Source organism: Kribbella turkmenica, assembly GCF_004348725.1.
GTDB lineage: Bacteria > Actinomycetota > Actinomycetes > Propionibacteriales > Kribbellaceae > Kribbella > Kribbella turkmenica.
Genome location: NZ_SMKR01000150.1, coordinates 1 through 18596, shown reverse-complemented (window position 1 = coordinate 18596; position 18596 = coordinate 1). Strand labels below are relative to the sequence as shown.

The following is an 18596-nucleotide window of genomic DNA, read 5'->3' as shown; positions in this document are numbered from 1 at the left end:
ACCGAGGTTCGGGTGGGGGCCAGAGAGTGGATTTCGGCGTCTTGGTACTTGAACGCGTCGATGACTGTGGTCGCGGGGGCGTCGATGACGATGGTGATGGGGTGTTTGGCTCGGTTGAGGCCCTGGCGGAGGTAGGCGGTCGCGGACTCGGCGGGGAGCGGGCGTGGGGTGTAGCGGGTGTGGGTACGGCGTTCGTCGGTGATGCGGTCGAGGCGGAAGACTCGCCAGTCGTCGCGGTCGAGGTCCCAGGCGAGCAGGTACCAACGCAGCAGGTGGTTGATCTGGCGGTACGGCTCGACGCGGCGGATCGCCTGTTCGCCGCGGGCGTTCGGGTAGGAGAAGCTGATCGTCTCCTGGTCGGCGATCGCCTCGGCGATGGTGCCGAGTTGTTCGGCGGTGACCGCGGGAGCCGGTTGCGGACTCGTCTCCAGGCTCGAGCGGACCGAGACCACGCGGCCCCGGAGCCGGGCCGGCAGCAACTGGTCGACCTTGCCGTACGCGCGAGTCGCGGCGTCGTCGATCCCGCGCTCACCGGACGCTCCGGACGGTCCGACCGCAGCGAGTGATGCCAGTGCGAGGAGCGTTGCGACGGCCTCGTCGTCGTCCAGAACGAGCGGCGGCATCGTCCGACCGGCCGCGAGGCGGTAGTACCCACCGGGCCCCGGCTGAGTCTCGACCGGGTAGCCGTACCCACGGAGTCGGTCGACGTCCCGCCGCAGGGTGCGTGCGCTCACGTTGAGCTGCGCGGTGAGTTCGTCGCTGCTGAACGACCGGCCGGACTGCAGGGTCGACAGCAGCGTGAGCATGCGGGCGGTGACGTCGGCCATGTTTCGATCATCGCAAAAATGCGGCCAGAATCCGGCCACATCTCGTCGTAGCGTCGGGAGTACGTCGCAGCGAACCATCACCCTTCGCGGAGCCCGCACCAACAACCTGGCCGACCTGGACGTCGACATCCCGCGGAACCAACTGGTCGTGTTCGTCGGCCGGTCCGGTTCGGGCAAGTCGTCGCTGGTGTTCGACACGATCGCCGCCGAGGCGGGCTTCCAGCTCAACGAGACCTTCCCGCCGTTCGTCCGGAACCGGCTACCGAGATGGACCCGCCCGGAGGTCGAGCACATCGGCGGCCTGGCACCGGTGATCGTCATCGACCAGCGCCGGATCGGCGGCAACGCGCGCTCGACCGTGGGCACGATCACCGACGCCTGGACCTATCTGCGTCTGCTGTTCTCCCGGCTGAGTACGCCGTACGTCGGCGAGTCGAACCACTTCTCGTTCAACGATCCGGCCGGCATGTGCCCGACGTGCTCCGGGCTCGGTGAGGTGGTGGTGAGTGCGGTCGACAAGTTCCTGGACCTGGACAAGTCGCTCGCCGGTGGCGCGATCCGGCTGCCGGGTTTCGGTCACGGCAGTTACTGGCATGCGCAGTACGCCGGCATCGGCACGTTCGGCGTCGACACCCCGCTGCGTGAGTGGAGTGAGCAGCAACGAGAGGCGCTGTTGTACGGCGGTCAGGCGGCCGCTGAGCTGGGCCGGAAGCTCCCGAAGGACTACGAGGGCGTCGTCGAACGGTTCGAGCGGATCTACCTGCACACGTCCGACAACCTGTCCGAGCGGAAGCAGGACACCATTCGCAGGTTCACCCGGTCCGAGACGTGCCCGGGGTGCGCCGGCGACCGCCTCAATGAGGCGGCGCGGACTGCGACGGTCGACGGTCACACCATCGGTGAGCTGGCGCGGCTCGGGATCACCGAACTGCTGGACGTTGTAGGTGCCGTCGATGCGGCCGGCGTCGTACCGGTGGTGGAGGCGCTGATCGCTCGATTGGAGGCGATGGTGACCATCGGGCTCGGGTACCTGACGTTGTCTCGGGCAACGACCACGCTCTCCGGTGGCGAGTCGCAACGGATCAGAACCGTGAAGCACCTCGGCTCGAGCCTGACCGAGATGACGTACGTCGTGGACGAGCCGACCGTCGGCCTGCACCCGACTGATGTCGTGTCGATGATCGAGCTGCTGGAGCGGCTGCGCGACAACGGCAACAGTGTGCTCGTCGTCGAGCACGACCCGGCCGTGATGGCTCAGGCCGACCAGGTGATCGAGGTAGGACCGGACGCCGGGAGTGCGGGCGGGCGGCTCGTCTTCCAGGGGACGTTCGCGGAGCTCAGCACCGCGGGTACGGCGACCGGTCGAGCGCTGGCGCGGCAGCGGCCGCTGAAAAGCACGCCGCGGCGGGGGGACGGGAAGCTGACCGTGGTCGATGCCAGTCGCAACAACCTGCGCAACGTGACGGTGAGCATTCCGACCGGGGTGATGAGCGTGCTGACTGGCGTCGCCGGCTCGGGGAAATCGAGCCTGGCGGAGGAGTTGGTGGCCCAGCATTCGGCCGTGGTGATCGATCAGAAGCCGGTGAGTACGAACCGGCGGTCGACGCCGATCACCTACACCGGGATCGCGCCCGCGATCCGCACGTTGTTCGCCCGGCACAACGACGTACCGGCGGCGTTGTTCAGTGCCAACTCGGAGGGGGCCTGCCCGGCCTGCAACGGGCTGGGGGTGATCTACACCGACCTGGCGTTCATGGAGGGGCAGGAGGTCGTGTGCGAGACGTGTCACGGGCGCCGCTTCACGCCGGAGGTGTTGGCTCACACGGTGAACGGGCTGTCGATTGCTGACGTGGACGGGCTGACCATCGACGAGGCGATCACTCTGTTGCCCGATGCCGGGATCGTTCGGGCGTTGCGGCAGTTGGGTGCGGTCGGCCTGGGGTATCTGCGGCTGGGGCAGTCGTTGAACACGTTGTCGGGTGGTGAGTGTCAGCGGGTGAAGATCGCCAAGGAGTTGCGGTACGCCGAGCAGCCGACGACGTACGTGCTCGACGAGCCGACGACCGGACTGCACCTGAGTGACATCGACACGCTGCTGCACGTTCTCGACAGCCTCGTCGAGCACGGTCACACGGTCGTGGTGGTCGAGCACAACCTCGACGTCATCCAGCAGGCCGACTGGTTGATCGACCTCGGGCCCGGGCCGGGACGGCACGGCGGCATGGTCCTGTTCGAGGGGCATCCGGCGGACTACATGGGTCGGGAGACTCCGACCAGCAGAGCATTGGGTGACCGGGTAGGTGTACCGCTGTGAGTCGGGCAACGGAACCCAGTCGGCCGGGAATGGTGAGGGTGTGCGCGGCGAGGGGCGTTGACGGGTGAGGGTTCACGGTGTGTCATCCGAAGTGGGGCCGGTGTTTGGGCCGGTCCGTAGGCTGGCATTTTCGGTCGATCCGCCCCTGACACCGCGGAGGGTGCAATGAGCGATTTCCAGGAACAGGCGAAGAACTGGCTCCGGAACGTCGTCAAGCAGAACCCGGACAAGATCAAGGCCGGCGTGGAGAAGGCCGGCGATCTGATCGACAAGCAGACCGGCGGCAAGTACGCCGAGAAGGTCGACACCGTCCAGCAGAAGGTCGGCACGTACGTCGATTCCCAGTCCGGTGAGGCGGACAGCACCAGCGCGGAGCAGACGAGCGCGGACCCGGGAAGCACGAGTACGGCGGGGTCGCCGGGCGCGGAGTCGTCTGGGGGTGAAGCCGGAGGCGGGGGACCCGAGCAGTCAGCCGGCGATCCGAGCACCGCGGGTGCCGAGCAGTCCGGTGAGGCGGGGAGTGCGGGCACCGAGCGGTCCGCCGAGACCGGGAGGGACCGGTCTGGTGAGGCGGGGTCCGCGGGACAGTCGTCCGGTGATGCCGAGGAAGCTGCTGCTGAGTCGGGACCGGACGACGGCGCGCCCGACGCGGCGGGGCAGGCTGGTACGTCGGGTCAGACCGGCGGAGTGCCCGAGACCGGCGGTGGTGGCGATCCAACGTCCGGTGGGGGAGTCGTCGGTGGTGAGGCTCCCGATCCGTCCGCTGATCCGTCGAGCTCGGCGGGATCGGTACCGGAAGGTACACAGACCGGCGGGACCGTCACCGGATCGACCGAAGCCGACGACCCAGAACGAGGTTCCGAAGGCGGCCTCCCCGGACCACGCCCGTAGTACCAGGCTGGTCTCAGGCCACCCCCATCGCACAAGTACCCACGCACCTGTTCCGGAGCAGACCAGCCGGAGCGGTGGTCCTGCCTGCGGTAACGGAGGAGAGTGGCGGCATGTGCCTTGTGTGACGGGTGGGAGTGTCCGTCTTGACCGGGTGGTGGGGCGCGCCTAGCCTCGGAATCAGTAAGGGATCACTCCACCTGACGGTGGCGGTTATAGCACCGGCAGGGCGGCTGATCACCGGCCGACCGGCCGGAGAGAAGACAGACACCACGCTCGACCGAGCTGAAGACTGACGACGGCGACTCGCAGCGTCGTCGGATAGACGGGCACCGCGATTCGACGGTGGCGGCCAGGAGTTCTGGACTTGGGTGACGCACACCCGGGGGCCGCCGAGGCGAAGCGGTACCGCCGCAACGGACGGACAAGCGCACCGCCGTACGCCGGTGGTGCGGTCAGCCGTACCGTCAGTCGACCGTACATGTGGCGAATCCCTTCGACCGACCACAAAGTCCCGCCTGGGTGCGTGACTCGAAAGAGGGGAGACGCCGATGACCGCTACGTCAGTCGGGCTGTCTCTGATCGGACTGCTGATCGCCGGGCTGCTGGCCTGGATCGGTTTCACCCTCTCCCGCCGGAAAGCCGTCGAGGGATCGGCGGCCGCCGAGCTCGAGGCTGCCACCATCACCGCCGGCGCGAGGTCCGCGGCCGAGGCGGTCCGCCGCCAGGCCGAGGAGGAGGCCGCGGTGCTGCGGGTCCGCGCCGAGGCCGCCGAGCTGCGGGCGGAGGAGATCCGCCGGGACGCGGAGGACCGCGCGTCCGAGGTACGGCGGGAGGCGGAGCAACGGGCGTCCGACGTACGGCGGGAGGCCGAGTCGGAGGCGCAGTCGATCCGGGAGGACCTGCGCGAGCAGCGCCTGGAGATGGAACGCCGGGAGCACCGGCTGACCGAGCGTGAGGAGCGGCTCGACGAGCAGCACCGGGCGATCGAGGAGCGCCAGTCCGAGCTGACCGCGCAGCTGGCCGAACTGGACCGCCGCAAGGCCGAGATCCGGGACCTGGAGGACGAGCGCCGCCGGATCCTGGAAAGCGTCGCGAACCTGACCACCGAGCAGGCGAAGGCCCAGCTGGTCGAGGCGATCGAGGAGGAGGCCAAGCGGCACGCGCACACCATCGTGCGCGACATCGAGCGCCAGGCGCTCGACGAGGGCGAGACGAAGGCCCGCAAGATCATCACCGGCGCGGTGCAGCGGCTGGCGTCGGAGCAGACCAGCGAGTCGGTCGTGTCGGTGGTGCACCTGCCGAGCGACGACATGAAGGGCCGGATCATCGGCCGCGAGGGCCGCAACATCCGGTCGTTCGAGCAGACCACCGGCGTGAACCTGATCATCGACGACACCCCGGAAGCGGTGCTGCTGTCCTGCTTCGACCCGGTACGGCGGGAGACCGCGCGGCTGACCCTGGACTCGCTCGTCCTGGACGGCCGGATCCACCCGAGCCGGATCGAGGAGATCTACGAACGCAGCAAGGGTGAGGTCGCCGAGCTGTGCGAGCGGGCCGCCGAGGACGCGATGGCGGAGGTCGGGATCACCGACCTGCACCCGGAGCTGGCCCGGACGATGGGTCTGCTCCGCTACCGGACGTCGTATGGGCAGAACGTGCTCAAGCACCTGGTCGAGTCGGCGCACCTGGCCGGGATGATGGCGGCCGAGCTCGGGCTGGATCCGAAGCTGTGCAAGCGCGGTGCGTTCCTGCACGACGTCGGCAAGGCGCTGACGCACGAGTCCGAGGGCAGCCACGCGATCGTGGGTGCCGAGCTGGCCCGCAAGTACGGCGAGAACGACGACGTCGTGCACTGCATCGAGGCGCACCACAACGAGGTCGAGGTGCGGACGGTCGAGGCGGTGCTGACACAGGCGGCGGACGCGGTCAGCGGCGGCCGGCCGGGCGCGCGCCGGGAGTCGCTGGAGGCGTATGTGCAGCGGCTCGAGCGGCTCGAGGAGATCGCGATGCACCACGACGGCGTCGAGAAGGTGTTCGCGATGCAGGCCGGCCGCGAGATCCGGGTGATGGTGCTGCCGGACGCCGTCGACGACATCGGGGCGCAGGTGATGGCGCGCGACATCGCCAAGCAGGTCGAGGAGGAACTGACCTACCCGGGCCAGATCCGCGTCACCGTCGTCCGCGAGTCCCGCGCCACCGAGGTCGCCAAGTAGGCCGACCGGAGAATCCAGGCAGGGTCGATCGATCAGCACGCCGGCCAAGCGGTCGGCGGCACGTCACTCCGCGTACTTCGCCCGCCACTCCGGCCGCTCGAACGGCGCTCCGTAGATCCGGGTCTCGCGCGCGATCCGCCCGCCCCGGAACTCGATGACGTTGGCGACGTAGTAGATGTCGCCGCCGTAGTCCGAACGGCCGAGCAGGACGAAGTGGTCGCCGGAGCCGGTGATCCGCAGTACCTGGATGGACGGCGGGTTCGGGTACTCCCGCTGCATCTCCCGCATCTTGTCCCGGCCGACGATGCGCTCACCGGACTGCGGCATCTCCAGCACGTAGTCCTCCGTCCGCATCTCGTGCTCGCCCTCGGCCGACAGCGCCAGCTGCCCTTCCGCCGTCCACAACCGCTCCAGCAACTCCCGATTCCGGTCCATGCGGCCACGGTCCGCGCGACTCTTCAGCCAGTCTTAAAGCAGATGCGGCACCCAGGCGACCCGCCGTACGGTCGGGTGATGGAGATCAGGCCTGCTACGGACGCTGACGTCGACCGTTTGATCGCCGCGGCGGAGCCCGCGTCGCAGCATCACCTGCGGGAGCGTTGGGCGACGCAGCAACGGGGCGACGGGCTGTTCCTGCTCGCTCTCAGCGACGGCGAGGTTGTCGGGCACACGATGCTGTTCAGCGAGTCGAAGTACGCCGAGGTCCGCGCCGCACACGATGTCGCCGAGATCAACGCGCTGCACGCGTACGTCCAAGGCAAGGGCATCGGTACGGCGATCATCGGCGCGGCCGAGGCGATCGCCGGCGACTGGAGGAAACCCGCGATCGGGCTCGCCGTCGGTGCGGACAACCCCGGAGCCCGCAGGCTGTACGACCGGCTCGGCTACCAGCTGTGGAACGGCGTCCAGGTGGTCGACACCTGGACCGAGAAGGATGCCGAGGGCAACGTGATCCGCTCGCACGCGGATCCGTGCGACTACTTGCTGAAGCCGCTGGCCTAGTCCGGGCGCTGCTGATCCTCGCGCAGGTGCGTGGGCGTCACGTCGATCGGCCGGGTGGCGACCCGGTCCGGCGGGTCGGTGTTGTACTGCTTCTCCACCGACGGGTCGATCACGGTGAACTCCTTGCGCCGGCGCGGGTTGGCCAGCCGGTAGGAGACCCAGATACCGGCCACGCCGGCGAGCATGATGATGATGCCCAGAGCGGTCAGGTTCAGCCAGCCGGACGTGTCCCGGACGGCGAACGCGATGATGGCGCCGATGGCGATCAGCGCGATACCGGCACCGATCCTCATGATTGCTCCTTCCTGGCGTACGAGCGCCGCGGGCGGAGACGAGTACGACGAGACAGCACGGGGTGTCCGGATGACTTTGTGTAGTCCCCGCTCACTCACTGTACCCAGAGCCGCGAAACCTCATGCATCAGCGGAACGCGGCCTGCCCCGTCAGCGCCTGGCCGATGACGAGCTGGTGAACCTCGGACGTGCCCTCGTAGGTGAGGACCGACTCCAGGTTGTTGGCGTGCCGCATGATCGGGTACTCGCCGCTGATGCCGTTCGCGGCCAGGATCGTGCGGCACTCGCGGGCGATCGCGATCGCCTCGCGGACGTTGTTCAGCTTGCCGACGCTGACCTGCTCGGGCCGCAGCGTGCCCTTCTCCTTGAGCCGGCCGAGGTGGACGGCGAGCAGGATGCCCTTGTTCAGCTCGACCGCCATGTCGGCGAGCTTGGCCTGCGTCAACTGGTAGCCGGCCAGCGGCTTGTCGAACACCGTCCGCTCACCGGCGTACGCGAGAGCGGTCTCCAGGCAGTCCCGGGCCGCGCCCATCGCGCCGAAGATGATGCCGAAACGGGCCTCGTTCAGGCAGCCGAGCGGGCCGGACAGGCCGCGCGCCCCGGGCAGCTGGGCCGAGGCCGGCACCCGGACGTCGGCCAGCACCAGCTCGGACGTGACGGACGCCCGCAACGACAGCTTCCCGGTGATCTCGGGCGCCGAGAATCCCGGCGTGGACGTCGGTACGACGAAGCCGCGCACGCCGTCGTCCGTCCGGGCCCAGACCACCGCGACGTCGGCCACCGACCCGTTGGTGATCCACATCTTCGAGCCGTTCAGCACCCAGTCGTCGCCGTCGCGGCGGGCGGTGGTGCGCATCCCGGCCGGGTTCGAGCCGAAGTCCGGTTCGGTCAGGCCGAAGCAGCCGATCGCCTCGCCCGCGGACATCCGCGGCAGCCACTCGTTCTTCTGCTCCTCGCTGCCGTACTTCCAGATCGCGTACATCGCCAGCGATCCCTGCACGGACACCAGCGACCGCATGCCGGAGTCGGCCGCCTCGATCTCCAGGCAGGCCAGCCCGTACGCGACCGGGCCGACCCCGGCACAACCGTAGCCGGTCAGATGCATGCCGAGGAACCCGAGCGCACCCAGCTCCTTCGCCAGCTCGCGCGCCGGGATGCTCGCCGACTCGAACCACTCCGGCAGCGAGGGCCGCAGCCGCTCGTCCGCGAACCGCCGCGCGGTCGCCCGGACGTCGACCTCCTCCTCGGTCAGCAGCGAGTCCACGTCCACAAGATCCAGCGAAGCCGTCATGAGACTCACGCTAGCCGGTAACGCTCCCGCTCGGAGCGGCCTACGTCACTTCCGGTACCAGGGCCACCACCAGTGACGCCTGCGCGGGTGACGGACGACGATCGAGCCGTGCTTGGCCTGGCCGGTCACGCGCAGCCGGACACCGCCGGCCCGGGGTGTGGTCGCCTTGTTCCGGGCGGACCCGTGCACCATGTCGACGGCGTCGAGGTCGATGCTCCAGCCCTCCGGCACGATCATCACCACCGAGCTGTGCTTGGCCTGCGCCTCGACGTGGATCTCCGGCCACCGGACCAGCGCGTCGGTGAAGTCGAGCCGCACCGACGAGTGCTCGGCGACCGCGATCACGCGCTCGGGCACCGTCCACGGGCCTTCGCGCTTCTGCGCGCTGTGCTTGGCCCGGATGATCAGCTCGACCGCGTTGCTGCCGTGGGCGACCGGGACCAGGTCGGCGGTCGCGTTCCGCAGTTCGAGCTGGGTCTTGGCGGAGTAGATCTGGGTGAGCCGCTCGTCCAGCTCCTGGAAGTCCAGCCGCCCGTCGCTGTGTGCTTCCTGGACCACGGCGGCGGCTCGCTCACGGTCGTGGTCAGAGGCCCGGTGACCGGGCGGCGGCTGCTCCAGACTCATTCCCCAACGGTAGCGCTCTCACCGGTCGCCGCGGTCGCACCGGTCGCCAGGAACCGGCCGAACACCGCGGACCAGGTTCGCTCCAGTTCGTCCTCGCGACGCTCGGCCTCCGCGATCACGGCGTCGGGGCTGAACCCCCACGACCGCATCCCGGTGGCGTTCCACCGCCGTACCCGGTCGAGGGTGACCTCGGGATGGAACTGGACGCCCCAGCTGCGGCCGATCCGGAGCATCTGGTGCCGACAGCGTTCGCTCGACATCAGGGGTACGGCGCCGGCCGGCAGCCGGGTGATCTGGTCCTGGTGACTCTCGACCGCCCGTACGGTCGTTGGCAGGCTCGCGAGCAGGGGGTCGGTTTCGGCGCCGGGCAGGAGGTTGAGCTCGGTCACACCCTTCTCGGGCAGACCGTGCTTCCCGCGCACCTCGCCGCCGAAGGTGTGGGCCAGCAGTTGTGCGCCGAGGCAGATGCCGAGCACCGGCACCTGGCCGTCCTCGGTCGTCCTGCGCAGCAACGCCCGTTCGGCCGGAAGCCATGGCGAGGCGTCGTCGGCGTCGGGGAGCATGCCGCCGCCGAGCAGGATCAGCGCGGCGTACTCGCCGGCCGTTGCCGGGATCGGCTCGCCGGCCCAGGCGCGGACGACGACGGGCTCGGCACCCCGCTCGTCCAGCCAGCGGAGCAGCCGGCCGGGGCCGCTGCCGGGGTCGTTCTCGACGAGCAACACGGCGTCAGACACGGACGCCAACGCTAGACCACTGGCGGCACACCGCGTTCCGCCGTACCGAGATCGTCGTTCCGGAATACTGATCTGCCGGGGGTGACGATGGAGCCGATCAGTGGGTTCGTGCGGGCCGTGGTGGGTGACGTGCCCTTCACCTTCGGCAAGGGCATGGTGGGTGCGTTCCTGCTGGCCCGCCGCAAGGTCAGGTCACTGCGACCGCGGTTGGACGTCCTGGTGCGGTCGCACGGCCAGTACGTGCCGCTGTCCGTGCCCGCTGGTGCCGTGCCGGTCGTCGACCGACTCGTCGGGCTCGACGAGGTCCGGCCCGCGCCTCTGCTCACTGTCGAGTTCACCCCGGGTGATTCGGGCGCGGAGGCGCACCTGGAAGCCAACGACCCGGTCCTGATCACCATCACCGATATCAGCCACGCTGAGTACGACGCTCTGGTGCTCACGACCACGCTCGGCGGAGCGGCGTACGCGCAACTGCCGCCGGGGTACTACCACGTGTCCGCGGTGGTGATCGACGAGTCCGACGACTTGCTGCGGGGGTACGGCGCCCAGCACAACCTGCGGGTGGACAAGGGGGACGATCTGATCGTCTCGCTGCCGATCCGCTCCGCTGGTGCCGGGCAGATCGCGTCGGCGCTGGACAGCGGGACCCAGCCGGTCCTGGTCGGCGCGGACGGGGACGTCGTACCGCTGCTGGACCTGGTCCGGATCGGAAGGGCCCCGGACTGCGACCTGATCCTGGACCGGCCGCAGGTGAGCCGGGACCACGCGGAACTGCTGAAGATCGACGCGACCGGCTACGAGATCCGCGACCTCGGCTCCACCAACGGCACCCGGGTGAACGGAGAGCCCGTGCAGACCGCGATGGTCCGCGACGGCGACGAAGTCCGCCTCGGAAGCCACCCGCTCACTCTCTATCTTGCTCCGTAGCTACTCGCGCCAAGCCCCGTGGATCCCCGGCGCGCTGCACGGCACCGCGCCGAGCGCCTGCTCGCTGCTGCCGGGATCCACGGGGCGAGGCACCTGTGGCGACCTGGGACAATAGCGCCGTGAATTCGCGAACCGTCGTCATCCTCGGCTCGACCGGCTCTGTCGGCACCCAGGCACTGGAGCTGATCGGCCGGAGCCGGGACCGCTTCCGGGTGCTGGCGATCTCGGCCGGCGGCGACAACGTGGCGCTGCTCGCCGAGCAGGCGCTCGAGTTCGGCGTCGAGGTGGTCGCGGTGTCGAGGGCCACAGTCGCCCAGGACCTGCAGCTGGCGTTCTACGCCGAGGCGCAGCGCAAGGGCTATGCGCAGGGCGAGTTCCGGATCCCGAAGATCGTCACCGGCCCGGAGGCGTCCAGTGAGGTCGCGGCGATGCCGTGTGACGTGGTTCTCAACGGCATCAACGGTTCGGTCGGGCTGCAGCCGACACTGGCCGCGCTCGACGCCGGGAACACGCTGGCGCTGGCGAACAAGGAGTCTCTCGTGATCGGCGGCCCGCTGGTCACCCGCCGGGTCAAGCCGGGCCAGATCGTCCCGGTCGACTCCGAGCACAGTGCGATCGCCCAGTGCCTGCGCGGCGGGTCGGCCGACGAGGTGCACAAGCTGCTGCTGACCGCCAGCGGCGGCCCGTTCCTCGGCCGGGCGCGCAGCGAGCTGGCGGACGTCACGGTCGAGCAGGCACTGGCGCACCCGAACTTCGCGATGGGTCCGGTCGTCACGATCAACTCCGCCACCCTGGTCAACAAGGGCCTGGAGCTGATCGAGGCGCACCTGCTGTTCGGCATCCCGATGGACCGGATCGACGTCGTCGTCCACCCGCAGCAGGCCGTCCACTCGATGGTCGAGTTCACCGACGGCTCGACGATCGCGCAGGTCGGCGTACCGACGATGACGGTGCCGATCGCGCTCGGACTCAGCTGGCCAGACCGGATACCGGACGCGTCGCCGCCGTGGAACTGGACCGAGGCGAGCACGTGGGAGTTCCTGCCGCTCGACCACGAAGCCTTCCCGTCGGTGCAGCTGGCCCGTGAGGCCGGGACCCGCGGCGGGACGGCGCCGGCCGTGTTCAACGCCGCCAACGAGGTCTGTGTGCAGGCGTTCCGGGACGGGCGGCTGCCGTTCCTGGCGATCGTCGACACCGTGGCCCGGGTGGTGACCGAACACGACGTACCCTCGTATGAGGAACTGTCCGTGGACGACGTACTCGCCGCGGACGGCTGGGCCCGCGCCCGGGCCCGGGAACTGACCGCCACCGCGACCGACCACAGCCAGGAGACCACGAAGGCATGACCGCGTTCCTCACTGTTATCGGCATCGTGCTGTTCGTGGCCGGCATCCTGATCTCGGTCGGCCTGCACGAGCTGGGGCACATGCTGCCGGCGAAGGCGTTCGGGATGAAGGTGACCCAGTTCTTCGTCGGCTTCGGCCGGACGCTGTGGTCGACCAAGCGGGGTGAGACCGAGTACGGCATCAAGGCGATCCCGGCCGGCGGGTTCGTCCGGATCATCGGGATGATGCCGCCGGCCAAGGGCGAGGACCCGGGCAAGGTCCGCAAGGCCAACACCGGCCCGATCCAGTCGATGGTGGAGAACGCCCGGTCCGCGGAGTACGAGACGATCGGCCCGGCCGACAACGGCCGGCTCTTCTACCAGAAGGCGTGGTGGAAGAAGCTGATCGTGATGGCGTCCGGGCCGCTGGTCAACGTGGTGATCGCGTTCGTGCTGTTCGGCGGCCTGTTCATGCTGTACGGCGCCAACGTCGCCCAGACGACCGTCGCCACCGTCACCGACTGCGTCATCCCGGCCTCCCAGGCGTCGACCGACCGCAAGTGCGAGCCGGGTGACCAGGTGTCGCCGGCGAAGACGGCGGGCTTCCAGGTCGGCGACCGGATCGTCTCCTTCAACGGCACGGAGATCACCAGCTGGGACCAGCTGACCCCGCTGATCCGGGCGAACACCGACCAGGCCGCCACGATCGTTGTCGAGCGCAACGGTGAGCGGGAGATCCTGGAGACGAAGACGATCATCAACCAGGTCCGCGACCAGGCCGGGTCGGACAAGATCGTCTCGGTCGGGTTCCTCGGCGTCTCCCCGGAGATGAAGGTGGAGCGGCAGGACTTCGGCTTCGTCGTCAACAAGATGGGTGAGCTGACCGTCGCCACGATTCAGGCGATCGGCAACTTCCCGGAGAAGCTGGTCGGCGTGGCCAAGTCGATCGTCGGCGGGGACCGCGACGAGGAGAGCCCGATGAGCGTCGTCGGCGCCAGCCGGGTGGCCGGCGAGATCGCCTCGAACCAGGAGCTCACCGGCGGCCAGCGGATCGCCTTCCTGGTCTCGCTGCTCGCCTCGCTGAACCTGTTCCTCGCCCTGTTCAACTTCATCCCGCTGCTGCCGCTCGACGGCGGGCACATGGCCGGCGCCATCTGGGAAGGCGTCCGGCGCGGCTTCGCCCGGCTGTTCGGCCGGCCCGACCCCGGGTACGTCGACGTGGCGAAATTGCTTCCGGTCGCCTACGTCGCGGCCAGTGTGATCGTGGTGATGGGTGTCCTGCTCGTCATCGCCGACATCGTCAACCCGATCAGGCTCTTCAACGGATAACGCACGACCCTCAACAGATAAAGGACCCATGAGCATCAACCTGGGCATGCCCGCGCTGCCGCCGCCGACCCTCGCCCCGCGCCGCAAGACCCGCCAGATCAAGGTGGGCAAGGTGCTGGTCGGGGGCGACGCCCCGATCTCGGTGCAGTCGATGACGACCACGCTGACCGCGGACGTCAACACGACGCTGCAGCAGATCGCGGAACTGACCGCGGCCGGCTGTGACATCGTCCGGGTCGCGTGCCCGTCGCAGGACGACGCGGACGCGCTGCCGGAGATCGCGCAGCACTCGCAGATCCCGGTGATCGCCGACATCCACTTCCAGCCCAAGTACGTGTTCGCCGCGATCGAGGCGGGTTGTGCGGCGGTCCGGGTAAACCCGGGCAACATCCGCAAGTTCGACGACCAGGTGAAGGAGATCGCGGCCGCCGCGAAGGACCACGGCACGTCGATCCGGATCGGGGTGAACGCGGGCTCGCTGGATCCGCGGCTGCTGCAGAAGTACGGCAAGGCGACGCCGGAGGCGCTGGTCGAGTCGGCCGTCTGGGAGGCGTCGCTGTTCGAGGAGCACGACTTCCACGACTTCAAGATCTCGGTCAAGCACAACGACCCGGTCGTGATGGTGCGCGCGTACGAACTGCTGTCCGAGGCCGGCGACTGGCCGCTGCACCTCGGGGTGACCGAGGCCGGGCCGGCCTTCCAGGGCACGATCAAGTCGTCGGTCGCCTTCGGTGCGCTGCTGTCCAAGGGCATCGGCGACACGATCCGGGTGTCGCTGTCGGCGCCGCCGGTCGAGGAGGTCAAGGTCGGCCTGCAGATCCTGCAGTCGCTGAACCTGCGCGAGCGGAAGCTGGAGATCGTCTCCTGCCCGTCCTGCGGCCGCGCCCAGGTGGACGTCTACACCCTCGCCGAGCAGGTCACCGCCGGCCTGGAGGGGATGGAGGTGCCGCTGCGCGTCGCCGTGATGGGCTGCGTCGTCAACGGCCCGGGCGAGGCCCGCGAGGCCGACCTCGGCGTCGCCTCCGGCAACGGCAAGGGCCAGATCTTCGTCAAGGGTGAGGTCATCAAGACCGTCCCCGAGGCCGCCATCGTCGAGACCCTGATCGAGGAAGCCATGCGCATCGCCGACGAAATGGGCGAGTCGATCGAACCAGGCGACCCCACCGTCACCGTCGGCTGAGGGCACCATTCGCAGGCGGATCTGGTGTCGCGCAGCCGAGCGTCTTGGTGCACTCATGCCGCTTCTCGTGGTGTTAACCTCAACGCCGTGACGCGCATCTCCGTGGTGCTGCACTACGACGAGGATGACGAGCGGATTGCCAAGGTCACCGGGCAGCCGGTCGAGTGGGTTGCACCGAAGGGGTCGCTCTGACTGTGACGGAGTACTTGGTGGTTGGCGCTGTTGCCGGGGAGCTTCGGTATGTGCCGGCCGGGTTGCCGGTGGTGGTTACCGGGGTGGGAAAGACTGCGGCGGCGGTAGCTACGGCGAAGGCGTTGGGGGAGCGGGACACCAGTGACCTCGTGGTGCTGAACGTCGGAACTACCGGGGCGTTGCGGGACGGGATGGCGGGGTTGTACCTGCCGTCGCAGGTGATCAATCACGATGTCAACGCGGACGCCGTGCGGGCTTTGGGTCTGGATCCGCGGGAGACGTTGACCGTCGAGGGTGGGGACGGAACCGTGCTCGCGTCGGGGGACGTGTTCGTGACCGACCCGGTGGTCCGGGCGCGGCTGGCCGAGCGGGCTCACCTGGTCGACATGGAGGCGTACGGCGTCGTCTACGCGTGCCAGCAGTACGGCGTACCGGTGCGGCTGGTGAAGCACGTGTCCGACTCGGCCGACGAGAGTGCACTCGACTGGCCCGCGCTGGTCGACGCCAGCGCGAAGGTGCTGGGGCAGTGGGTCACCGCCTACGTCTCCTGAGACGCCAACCATTCGAGTACGGCGGTCTCTCGCGCCAGCCACCGCATCAACGCCGACACCACCGGCCCGCACGACGTGGTTCGCCGCCAGCCGGGCGCACGATGACCTGCCGGGGGCTCCAGTTGGAGCTCGGCCTCGCAGCATGCCGACTATGCTGGCTTGACCTTGACCCTGGGGGCAAGGTTTAGCGTCGGGGTGAAGGAGGCGGAATGCGGATCAGCGATCTGGCGGCCGAGGCTGGAGTGACGGTCAAGGCGGTCCGGTACTACGAGGCGCAGGGGCTGCTGAAACCCCGGCGGGAAGCCAACGGGTACCGGACGTACGACGCCGGCGACGTGGTCGTGGTGCGTGAGGTGAAGGCGTTGCTGTCCCTCGGGCTCACCGCTGAGCAGACGTACCCGTTCATCGAATGCCTGCGGGCCGGCAACGATCGGGCCGACGTGTGCCCGGCGTCGCTGACGGCGTACCGGACCCGGATCGCCGAGGTGGACCGGCGGATCACCGAACTCACCGAACTGCGGGCCCGGCTGACCGACCTCCTGACCGATGCCGAGAGCTGGAGGACGCGACAACTATGAGTGAGCTGCAGACGGTCGACGAGACGACCTTCGACGAGAAAGTACTGAACGCCGACCAGCCGGTGCTGGTGGACTTCTGGGCCGAGTGGTGCCCGCCGTGCCACCAGATCGCGCCGGTGCTCGCGCAGATCGAGGCCGAGCGCAACGACCTGACGGTGGTGAAGCTGAACTCCGACGAGAACCCGGCCGTCGCCGCCCGCTATCGGGTGATGGCCCTGCCGACCCTGATGCTGTTCCACCACGGCGAGGTGATCTGGTCCGTGGTCGGCGCCCGCCCCAGGCACAAACTGATCAAAGAACTGGACGACGCCCTGCACGCCGCCGTCTGACGAGCGGTGCTGGTGGCGGGTGCGGACGAGCACCCGCCACCACGCAGGTCCGGGTCAGGCGTTGAACCGGTAGAGCTCGACCAGGACGCCGTGCGGCCCGGCGACGTACGCCGACGTCGTTCCCCAGTCGGTCTCGGTCGGCTCGAGCACGATCCGGCCCCCGCGGCCACGGATCTCCTCGACGTCGGACCGGACGTCGTCGCTGCTGAACTGCAGCAGAGTGCCGCCGTGTGCGCCGAAGTCGTTCACCATCGCGCCCGGTGTGCAGGGCGATCGTCATCCCGCCGGCCTTCACCTCGGCGTAGCCTTCGCCGGCCTCGCCGGAGACCTCCAGGCCGAGCAGCCGGGAGAAGAACTCGGCGATCTCCTGGTTCTTCGCGGTGGTGTCGGAGAGCAGGCCGAGGTGGTCGAAGCGGAGGTTCATCGTCGGACCCCTTCCGTTGACGGTTAGCTGTCTAGGATGCTAGCAATATAGCCATGGGCGACGACGACGGCAAGAAGGCGCAGTTCAACGTGTATCTGCCGGCCGGGTTGATTCGGCGGGTGAAGCACAAGGCGATCGACGAAGGGGCGAGCCTGTCCGCCCTGGTGGAGCAGGCGTTGACGGAGTACCTGGACAAGCACGGGGAGGCTCGAGGATGAGTGGAGTGGTGATCCGGCCGCTGCGGTTCACGAACGACGTGGAGGCGATGTGCGTCTTCCTCGAGACGCTGGGCCTGCGACCGCGGATCGAGTCCGAGCGGGGTGTCTGGTTCGAGTTGCTGGCCGGCCGGGGGATGGTCGCGCTGCACGACGCGGCGAGCAGTTCGACCGGTGGGCAGCACGGACAAACCGATCTCGCGTTCGAGTCCGAGGACGTCGATGCGCTGAAGGAGCGACTCGAGAGCGCCGGGTACGACGACGCGACCGTGTTCGACGAGGCGTTCGGCCGGGTGTTGTCGCTGACCGGGCCGGATGGGCAGAAGATCTGGATCGACGAGCGCAGCAAGGACCTCTACGGCTACAAGCGGCACGAGTCGAGCCCCGACGAACGGTGGTCGGTCACGCCGGGTCTGGCTGTGGCCGACCAGGCGGGGTGGGAGCGGTTCCTGCGTACCCTCGGAGTGGAGTCGCCGGTGTACTTCGTGACGGCGGACGACTTCGAGGTACAGCTGGAGTTGACCACCACCGAGGGTCTGGACGACGTCGAGCGGCGGATGACCGGGTATCAGGTGACCCGGGCCGGCGGTCGGCTGGAGATCGTGGATCCGGATGGGCGGCTTGTGGTGGTGCACGGGTGATCGAGGTTCGGGCGGCGCAGTTGGACGATGTCGGGGCGGTGCGGGAGATGGGGCTGAAGACCTCGCCGGTGGCGTACGGCGGCCTGGTGCCGGAGGAGTTCCTCGTCGACGGGCTGGCGCAGTGGTGGTCGACCGAGGCGGTCGAGCGCGGGATCCCGACCGCGATCTCGGCGACGAGCTGATGTGGATGAGCCTTGACCTACCAACGGACTTGATGGTGCGGAGTGCCCGGCATGACGAGTGAGGTTGCGCCGGTGCGGCTGCGGGACGACCCCGACTTCAGGCGGTACTGGGTGGCGCGGGTGTTGTCGATCATCGGGTCGATGGTCACCGCGGTCGCGCTGCCGGTGCTCGTCTACCGCTTGAGCGGTTCGACCTTCCTGACCGCTCTCACGACCGCCCTCGAGGCCGCGCCGTACCTGCTGACCGGCCTGTTCGCCGGCGCGCTCTCGGACCGGTGGGACCGGCAGCGGGTGATGGTGTCGGCGGACCTGGTGAACGCGTTGCTGATCGGGTCGATCCCGGTCGCGCACCTGCTCGGTGTCCTGACCGTCGCCCAGGTGCTCGTGATCGGGTTCGCCGTCCAGGCGGTGTTCACGTTCTTCGACGGCGCGAACTTCGGCGCCCTGCCGGTGCTGGTCGGCCGGGCCCGGGTCGCGCAGGCGAACTCGGCGGTCTGGACGGCGTCCAGCCTGGTCGAGTTGTTCGTCCCGGCAC

General features: G+C 69.0%; 22 protein-coding genes. 15 read left to right on the top strand and 7 right to left on the bottom strand.

The features are described 5' to 3' along the window. Positions 1–827, bottom strand: an 827-nt coding sequence (locus tag E1218_RS27725) for a helix-turn-helix transcriptional regulator (protein ID WP_132325455.1), incomplete at its 3' end; no start/stop codon positions are given. On the opposite strand from E1218_RS27725, the gene E1218_RS27720 reads away from it, so the two are divergent. The 3 genes from E1218_RS27720 (at position 826) to rny (ending at position 6245) form a co-directional block, all read left to right on the top strand. Continuing rightward, a complete protein-coding gene (locus tag E1218_RS27720) occupies positions 826–3141 on the top strand; it encodes an ATP-binding cassette domain-containing protein (protein ID WP_132325452.1) in 2316 nt (771 codons plus the stop codon). The two genes, E1218_RS27725 and E1218_RS27720, sit on opposite strands and share 2 nt — an antisense overlap. A gap of 165 nt (positions 3142–3306) precedes the next feature. Next, a complete protein-coding gene (locus tag E1218_RS27715) occupies positions 3307–4032 on the top strand; it encodes an antitoxin (protein ID WP_132325449.1) in 726 nt (241 codons plus the stop codon). A 548-nt stretch (positions 4033–4580) separates the two neighbouring features. Continuing rightward, positions 4581–6245 (top strand): ribonuclease Y, encoded by a 1665-nt coding sequence (gene rny / locus E1218_RS27710; protein ID WP_132325446.1) that lies wholly within the window; start codon positions 4581–4583, stop codon positions 6243–6245. 63 nt (positions 6246–6308) lie between these two features. Here the strand turns inward: rny and E1218_RS27705 are convergent, their stop codons facing one another. After that, positions 6309–6680 carry a nuclear transport factor 2 family protein gene (locus tag E1218_RS27705; RefSeq protein WP_132325443.1) on the bottom strand — a complete coding sequence of 124 codons (372 nt, stop codon included), beginning with the start codon at positions 6678–6680 and terminating at the stop codon, positions 6309–6311. Positions 6681–6758: 78 nt separating this feature from the next. Here E1218_RS27705 and E1218_RS27700 point away from each other — a divergent pair, with 78 nt between their 5' ends. Continuing rightward, positions 6759–7247, top strand: a complete 489-nt coding sequence (locus E1218_RS27700; protein ID WP_165949450.1) for a GNAT family N-acetyltransferase — start codon at positions 6759–6761, stop codon at positions 7245–7247. Here E1218_RS27700 and E1218_RS27695 read toward each other — a convergent pair. The 4 genes from E1218_RS27695 to E1218_RS27680 all read right to left on the bottom strand — a co-directional run bounded on the left by E1218_RS27695 (position 7244) and on the right by E1218_RS27680 (position 10189). Continuing rightward, positions 7244–7540, bottom strand: coding sequence for a DUF6458 family protein (locus tag E1218_RS27695; RefSeq protein WP_202866220.1), 297 nt, complete (start codon positions 7538–7540; stop codon positions 7244–7246). The genes E1218_RS27700 and E1218_RS27695 overlap by 4 nt on opposite strands. A gap of 127 nt (positions 7541–7667) precedes the next feature. Beyond that, positions 7668–8831 (bottom strand): acyl-CoA dehydrogenase family protein, encoded by a 1164-nt coding sequence (locus tag E1218_RS27690; RefSeq protein WP_132325438.1) that lies wholly within the window; start codon positions 8829–8831, stop codon positions 7668–7670. A gap of 45 nt (positions 8832–8876) precedes the next feature. Further along, positions 8877–9455 carry a DUF1707 SHOCT-like domain-containing protein gene (locus tag E1218_RS27685; protein WP_132325435.1) on the bottom strand — a complete coding sequence of 193 codons (579 nt, stop codon included), beginning with the start codon at positions 9453–9455 and terminating at the stop codon, positions 8877–8879. Continuing rightward, entirely contained in the window at positions 9452–10189 is a 738-nt protein-coding gene (locus E1218_RS27680; protein ID WP_165949449.1) for a type 1 glutamine amidotransferase, read from the bottom strand. Before E1218_RS27680 ends, E1218_RS27685 begins: the two co-directional genes overlap by 4 nt. Positions 10190–10276: 87 nt before the next feature. Here E1218_RS27680 and E1218_RS27675 point away from each other — a divergent pair, with 87 nt between their 5' ends. The 7 genes from E1218_RS27675 (at position 10277) to trxA (ending at position 16599) form a co-directional block, all read left to right on the top strand. Beyond that, positions 10277–11116, top strand: a complete 840-nt coding sequence (locus E1218_RS27675; RefSeq protein WP_202866219.1) for an FHA domain-containing protein — start codon at positions 10277–10279, stop codon at positions 11114–11116. Between the two features lie 119 nt (positions 11117–11235). Then, positions 11236–12462 (top strand): 1-deoxy-D-xylulose-5-phosphate reductoisomerase, encoded by a 1227-nt coding sequence (dxr, locus tag E1218_RS27670; RefSeq protein WP_132325429.1) that lies wholly within the window; start codon positions 11236–11238, stop codon positions 12460–12462. Further along, positions 12459–13769: a M50 family metallopeptidase gene (locus tag E1218_RS27665; RefSeq protein WP_132325426.1), complete on the top strand. Its 1311-nt coding sequence runs from the start codon at positions 12459–12461 to the stop codon at positions 13767–13769. Before dxr ends, E1218_RS27665 begins: the two co-directional genes overlap by 4 nt. Before the next feature lie 28 nt (positions 13770–13797). Continuing rightward, on the top strand, positions 13798–14949 hold the full coding sequence (ispG, locus tag E1218_RS27660; RefSeq protein WP_132325423.1) for a flavodoxin-dependent (E)-4-hydroxy-3-methylbut-2-enyl-diphosphate synthase: 1152 nt from the start codon (positions 13798–13800) through the stop codon (positions 14947–14949). Positions 14950–15113: 164 nt separating this feature from the next. Next, positions 15114–15692, top strand: coding sequence for a nucleosidase (locus E1218_RS27650; protein ID WP_325052863.1), 579 nt, complete (start codon positions 15114–15116; stop codon positions 15690–15692). 209 nt (positions 15693–15901) lie between these two features. After that, positions 15902–16270 (top strand): MerR family transcriptional regulator, encoded by a 369-nt coding sequence (locus tag E1218_RS27645; RefSeq protein ID WP_132325418.1) that lies wholly within the window; start codon positions 15902–15904, stop codon positions 16268–16270. Next, positions 16267–16599 (top strand): thioredoxin, encoded by a 333-nt coding sequence (gene trxA / locus E1218_RS27640; RefSeq protein ID WP_132325415.1) that lies wholly within the window; start codon positions 16267–16269, stop codon positions 16597–16599. The genes E1218_RS27645 and trxA overlap by 4 nt, the downstream gene beginning before the upstream one ends. Before the next feature lie 54 nt (positions 16600–16653). Here the strand turns inward: trxA and E1218_RS27635 are convergent, their stop codons facing one another. Continuing rightward, on the bottom strand, positions 16654–16851 hold the full coding sequence (locus E1218_RS27635; RefSeq protein WP_132325412.1) for a VOC family protein: 198 nt from the start codon (positions 16849–16851) through the stop codon (positions 16654–16656). A gap of 225 nt (positions 16852–17076) precedes the next feature. Here E1218_RS27635 and E1218_RS27630 point away from each other — a divergent pair, with 225 nt between their 5' ends. The 4 genes from E1218_RS27630 to E1218_RS27615 all read left to right on the top strand — a co-directional run. Then, on the top strand, positions 17077–17241 hold the full coding sequence (locus E1218_RS27630) for a ribbon-helix-helix domain-containing protein (protein WP_132325409.1): 165 nt from the start codon (positions 17077–17079) through the stop codon (positions 17239–17241). After that, on the top strand, positions 17238–17879 hold the full coding sequence (locus tag E1218_RS27625) for a VOC family protein (RefSeq protein ID WP_132325406.1): 642 nt from the start codon (positions 17238–17240) through the stop codon (positions 17877–17879). The genes E1218_RS27630 and E1218_RS27625 overlap by 4 nt, the downstream gene beginning before the upstream one ends. Beyond that, on the top strand, positions 17876–18061 hold the full coding sequence (locus E1218_RS27620) for a hypothetical protein (protein ID WP_132325403.1): 186 nt from the start codon (positions 17876–17878) through the stop codon (positions 18059–18061). The genes E1218_RS27625 and E1218_RS27620 overlap by 4 nt, the downstream gene beginning before the upstream one ends. A 51-nt stretch (positions 18062–18112) precedes the next feature. Continuing rightward, on the top strand, positions 18113–18596 hold a 484-nt coding region (locus E1218_RS27615), incomplete at its 3' end, for an MFS transporter (RefSeq protein WP_165949447.1).

What these genes read in the sequence shown, in the direction of transcription:
- E1218_RS27720 (WP_132325452.1), top strand. Translation starts at nt 826, where the DNA reads ATGTTTCGATCATCGCAAAAATGCGGCCAGAATCCGGCCACATCTCGT.
- E1218_RS27715 (WP_132325449.1), top strand. Translation starts at nt 3,307, where the DNA reads ATGAGCGATTTCCAGGAACAGGCGAAGAACTGGCTCCGGAACGTCGTC.
- rny (WP_132325446.1), top strand. Translation starts at nt 4,581, where the DNA reads ATGACCGCTACGTCAGTCGGGCTGTCTCTGATCGGACTGCTGATCGCC.
- E1218_RS27705 (WP_132325443.1), bottom strand. Translation starts at nt 6,680, where the DNA reads ATGGACCGGAATCGGGAGTTGCTGGAGCGGTTGTGGACGGCGGAAGGG.
- E1218_RS27700 (WP_165949450.1), top strand. Translation starts at nt 6,759, where the DNA reads ATGGAGATCAGGCCTGCTACGGACGCTGACGTCGACCGTTTGATCGCC.
- E1218_RS27695 (WP_202866220.1), bottom strand. Translation starts at nt 7,540, where the DNA reads ATGAGGATCGGTGCCGGTATCGCGCTGATCGCCATCGGCGCCATCATC.
- E1218_RS27690 (WP_132325438.1), bottom strand. Translation starts at nt 8,831, where the DNA reads ATGACGGCTTCGCTGGATCTTGTGGACGTGGACTCGCTGCTGACCGAG.
- E1218_RS27685 (WP_132325435.1), bottom strand. Translation starts at nt 9,455, where the DNA reads ATGAGTCTGGAGCAGCCGCCGCCCGGTCACCGGGCCTCTGACCACGAC.
- E1218_RS27675 (WP_202866219.1), top strand. Translation starts at nt 10,277, where the DNA reads ATGGAGCCGATCAGTGGGTTCGTGCGGGCCGTGGTGGGTGACGTGCCC.
- E1218_RS27665 (WP_132325426.1), top strand. Translation starts at nt 12,459, where the DNA reads ATGACCGCGTTCCTCACTGTTATCGGCATCGTGCTGTTCGTGGCCGGC.
- ispG (WP_132325423.1), top strand. Translation starts at nt 13,798, where the DNA reads ATGAGCATCAACCTGGGCATGCCCGCGCTGCCGCCGCCGACCCTCGCC.
- E1218_RS27645 (WP_132325418.1), top strand. Translation starts at nt 15,902, where the DNA reads ATGCGGATCAGCGATCTGGCGGCCGAGGCTGGAGTGACGGTCAAGGCG.
- trxA (WP_132325415.1), top strand. Translation starts at nt 16,267, where the DNA reads ATGAGTGAGCTGCAGACGGTCGACGAGACGACCTTCGACGAGAAAGTA.
- E1218_RS27635 (WP_132325412.1), bottom strand. Translation starts at nt 16,851, where the DNA reads ATGGTGAACGACTTCGGCGCACACGGCGGCACTCTGCTGCAGTTCAGC.
- E1218_RS27630 (WP_132325409.1), top strand. Translation starts at nt 17,077, where the DNA reads ATGGGCGACGACGACGGCAAGAAGGCGCAGTTCAACGTGTATCTGCCG.
- E1218_RS27625 (WP_132325406.1), top strand. Translation starts at nt 17,238, where the DNA reads ATGAGTGGAGTGGTGATCCGGCCGCTGCGGTTCACGAACGACGTGGAG.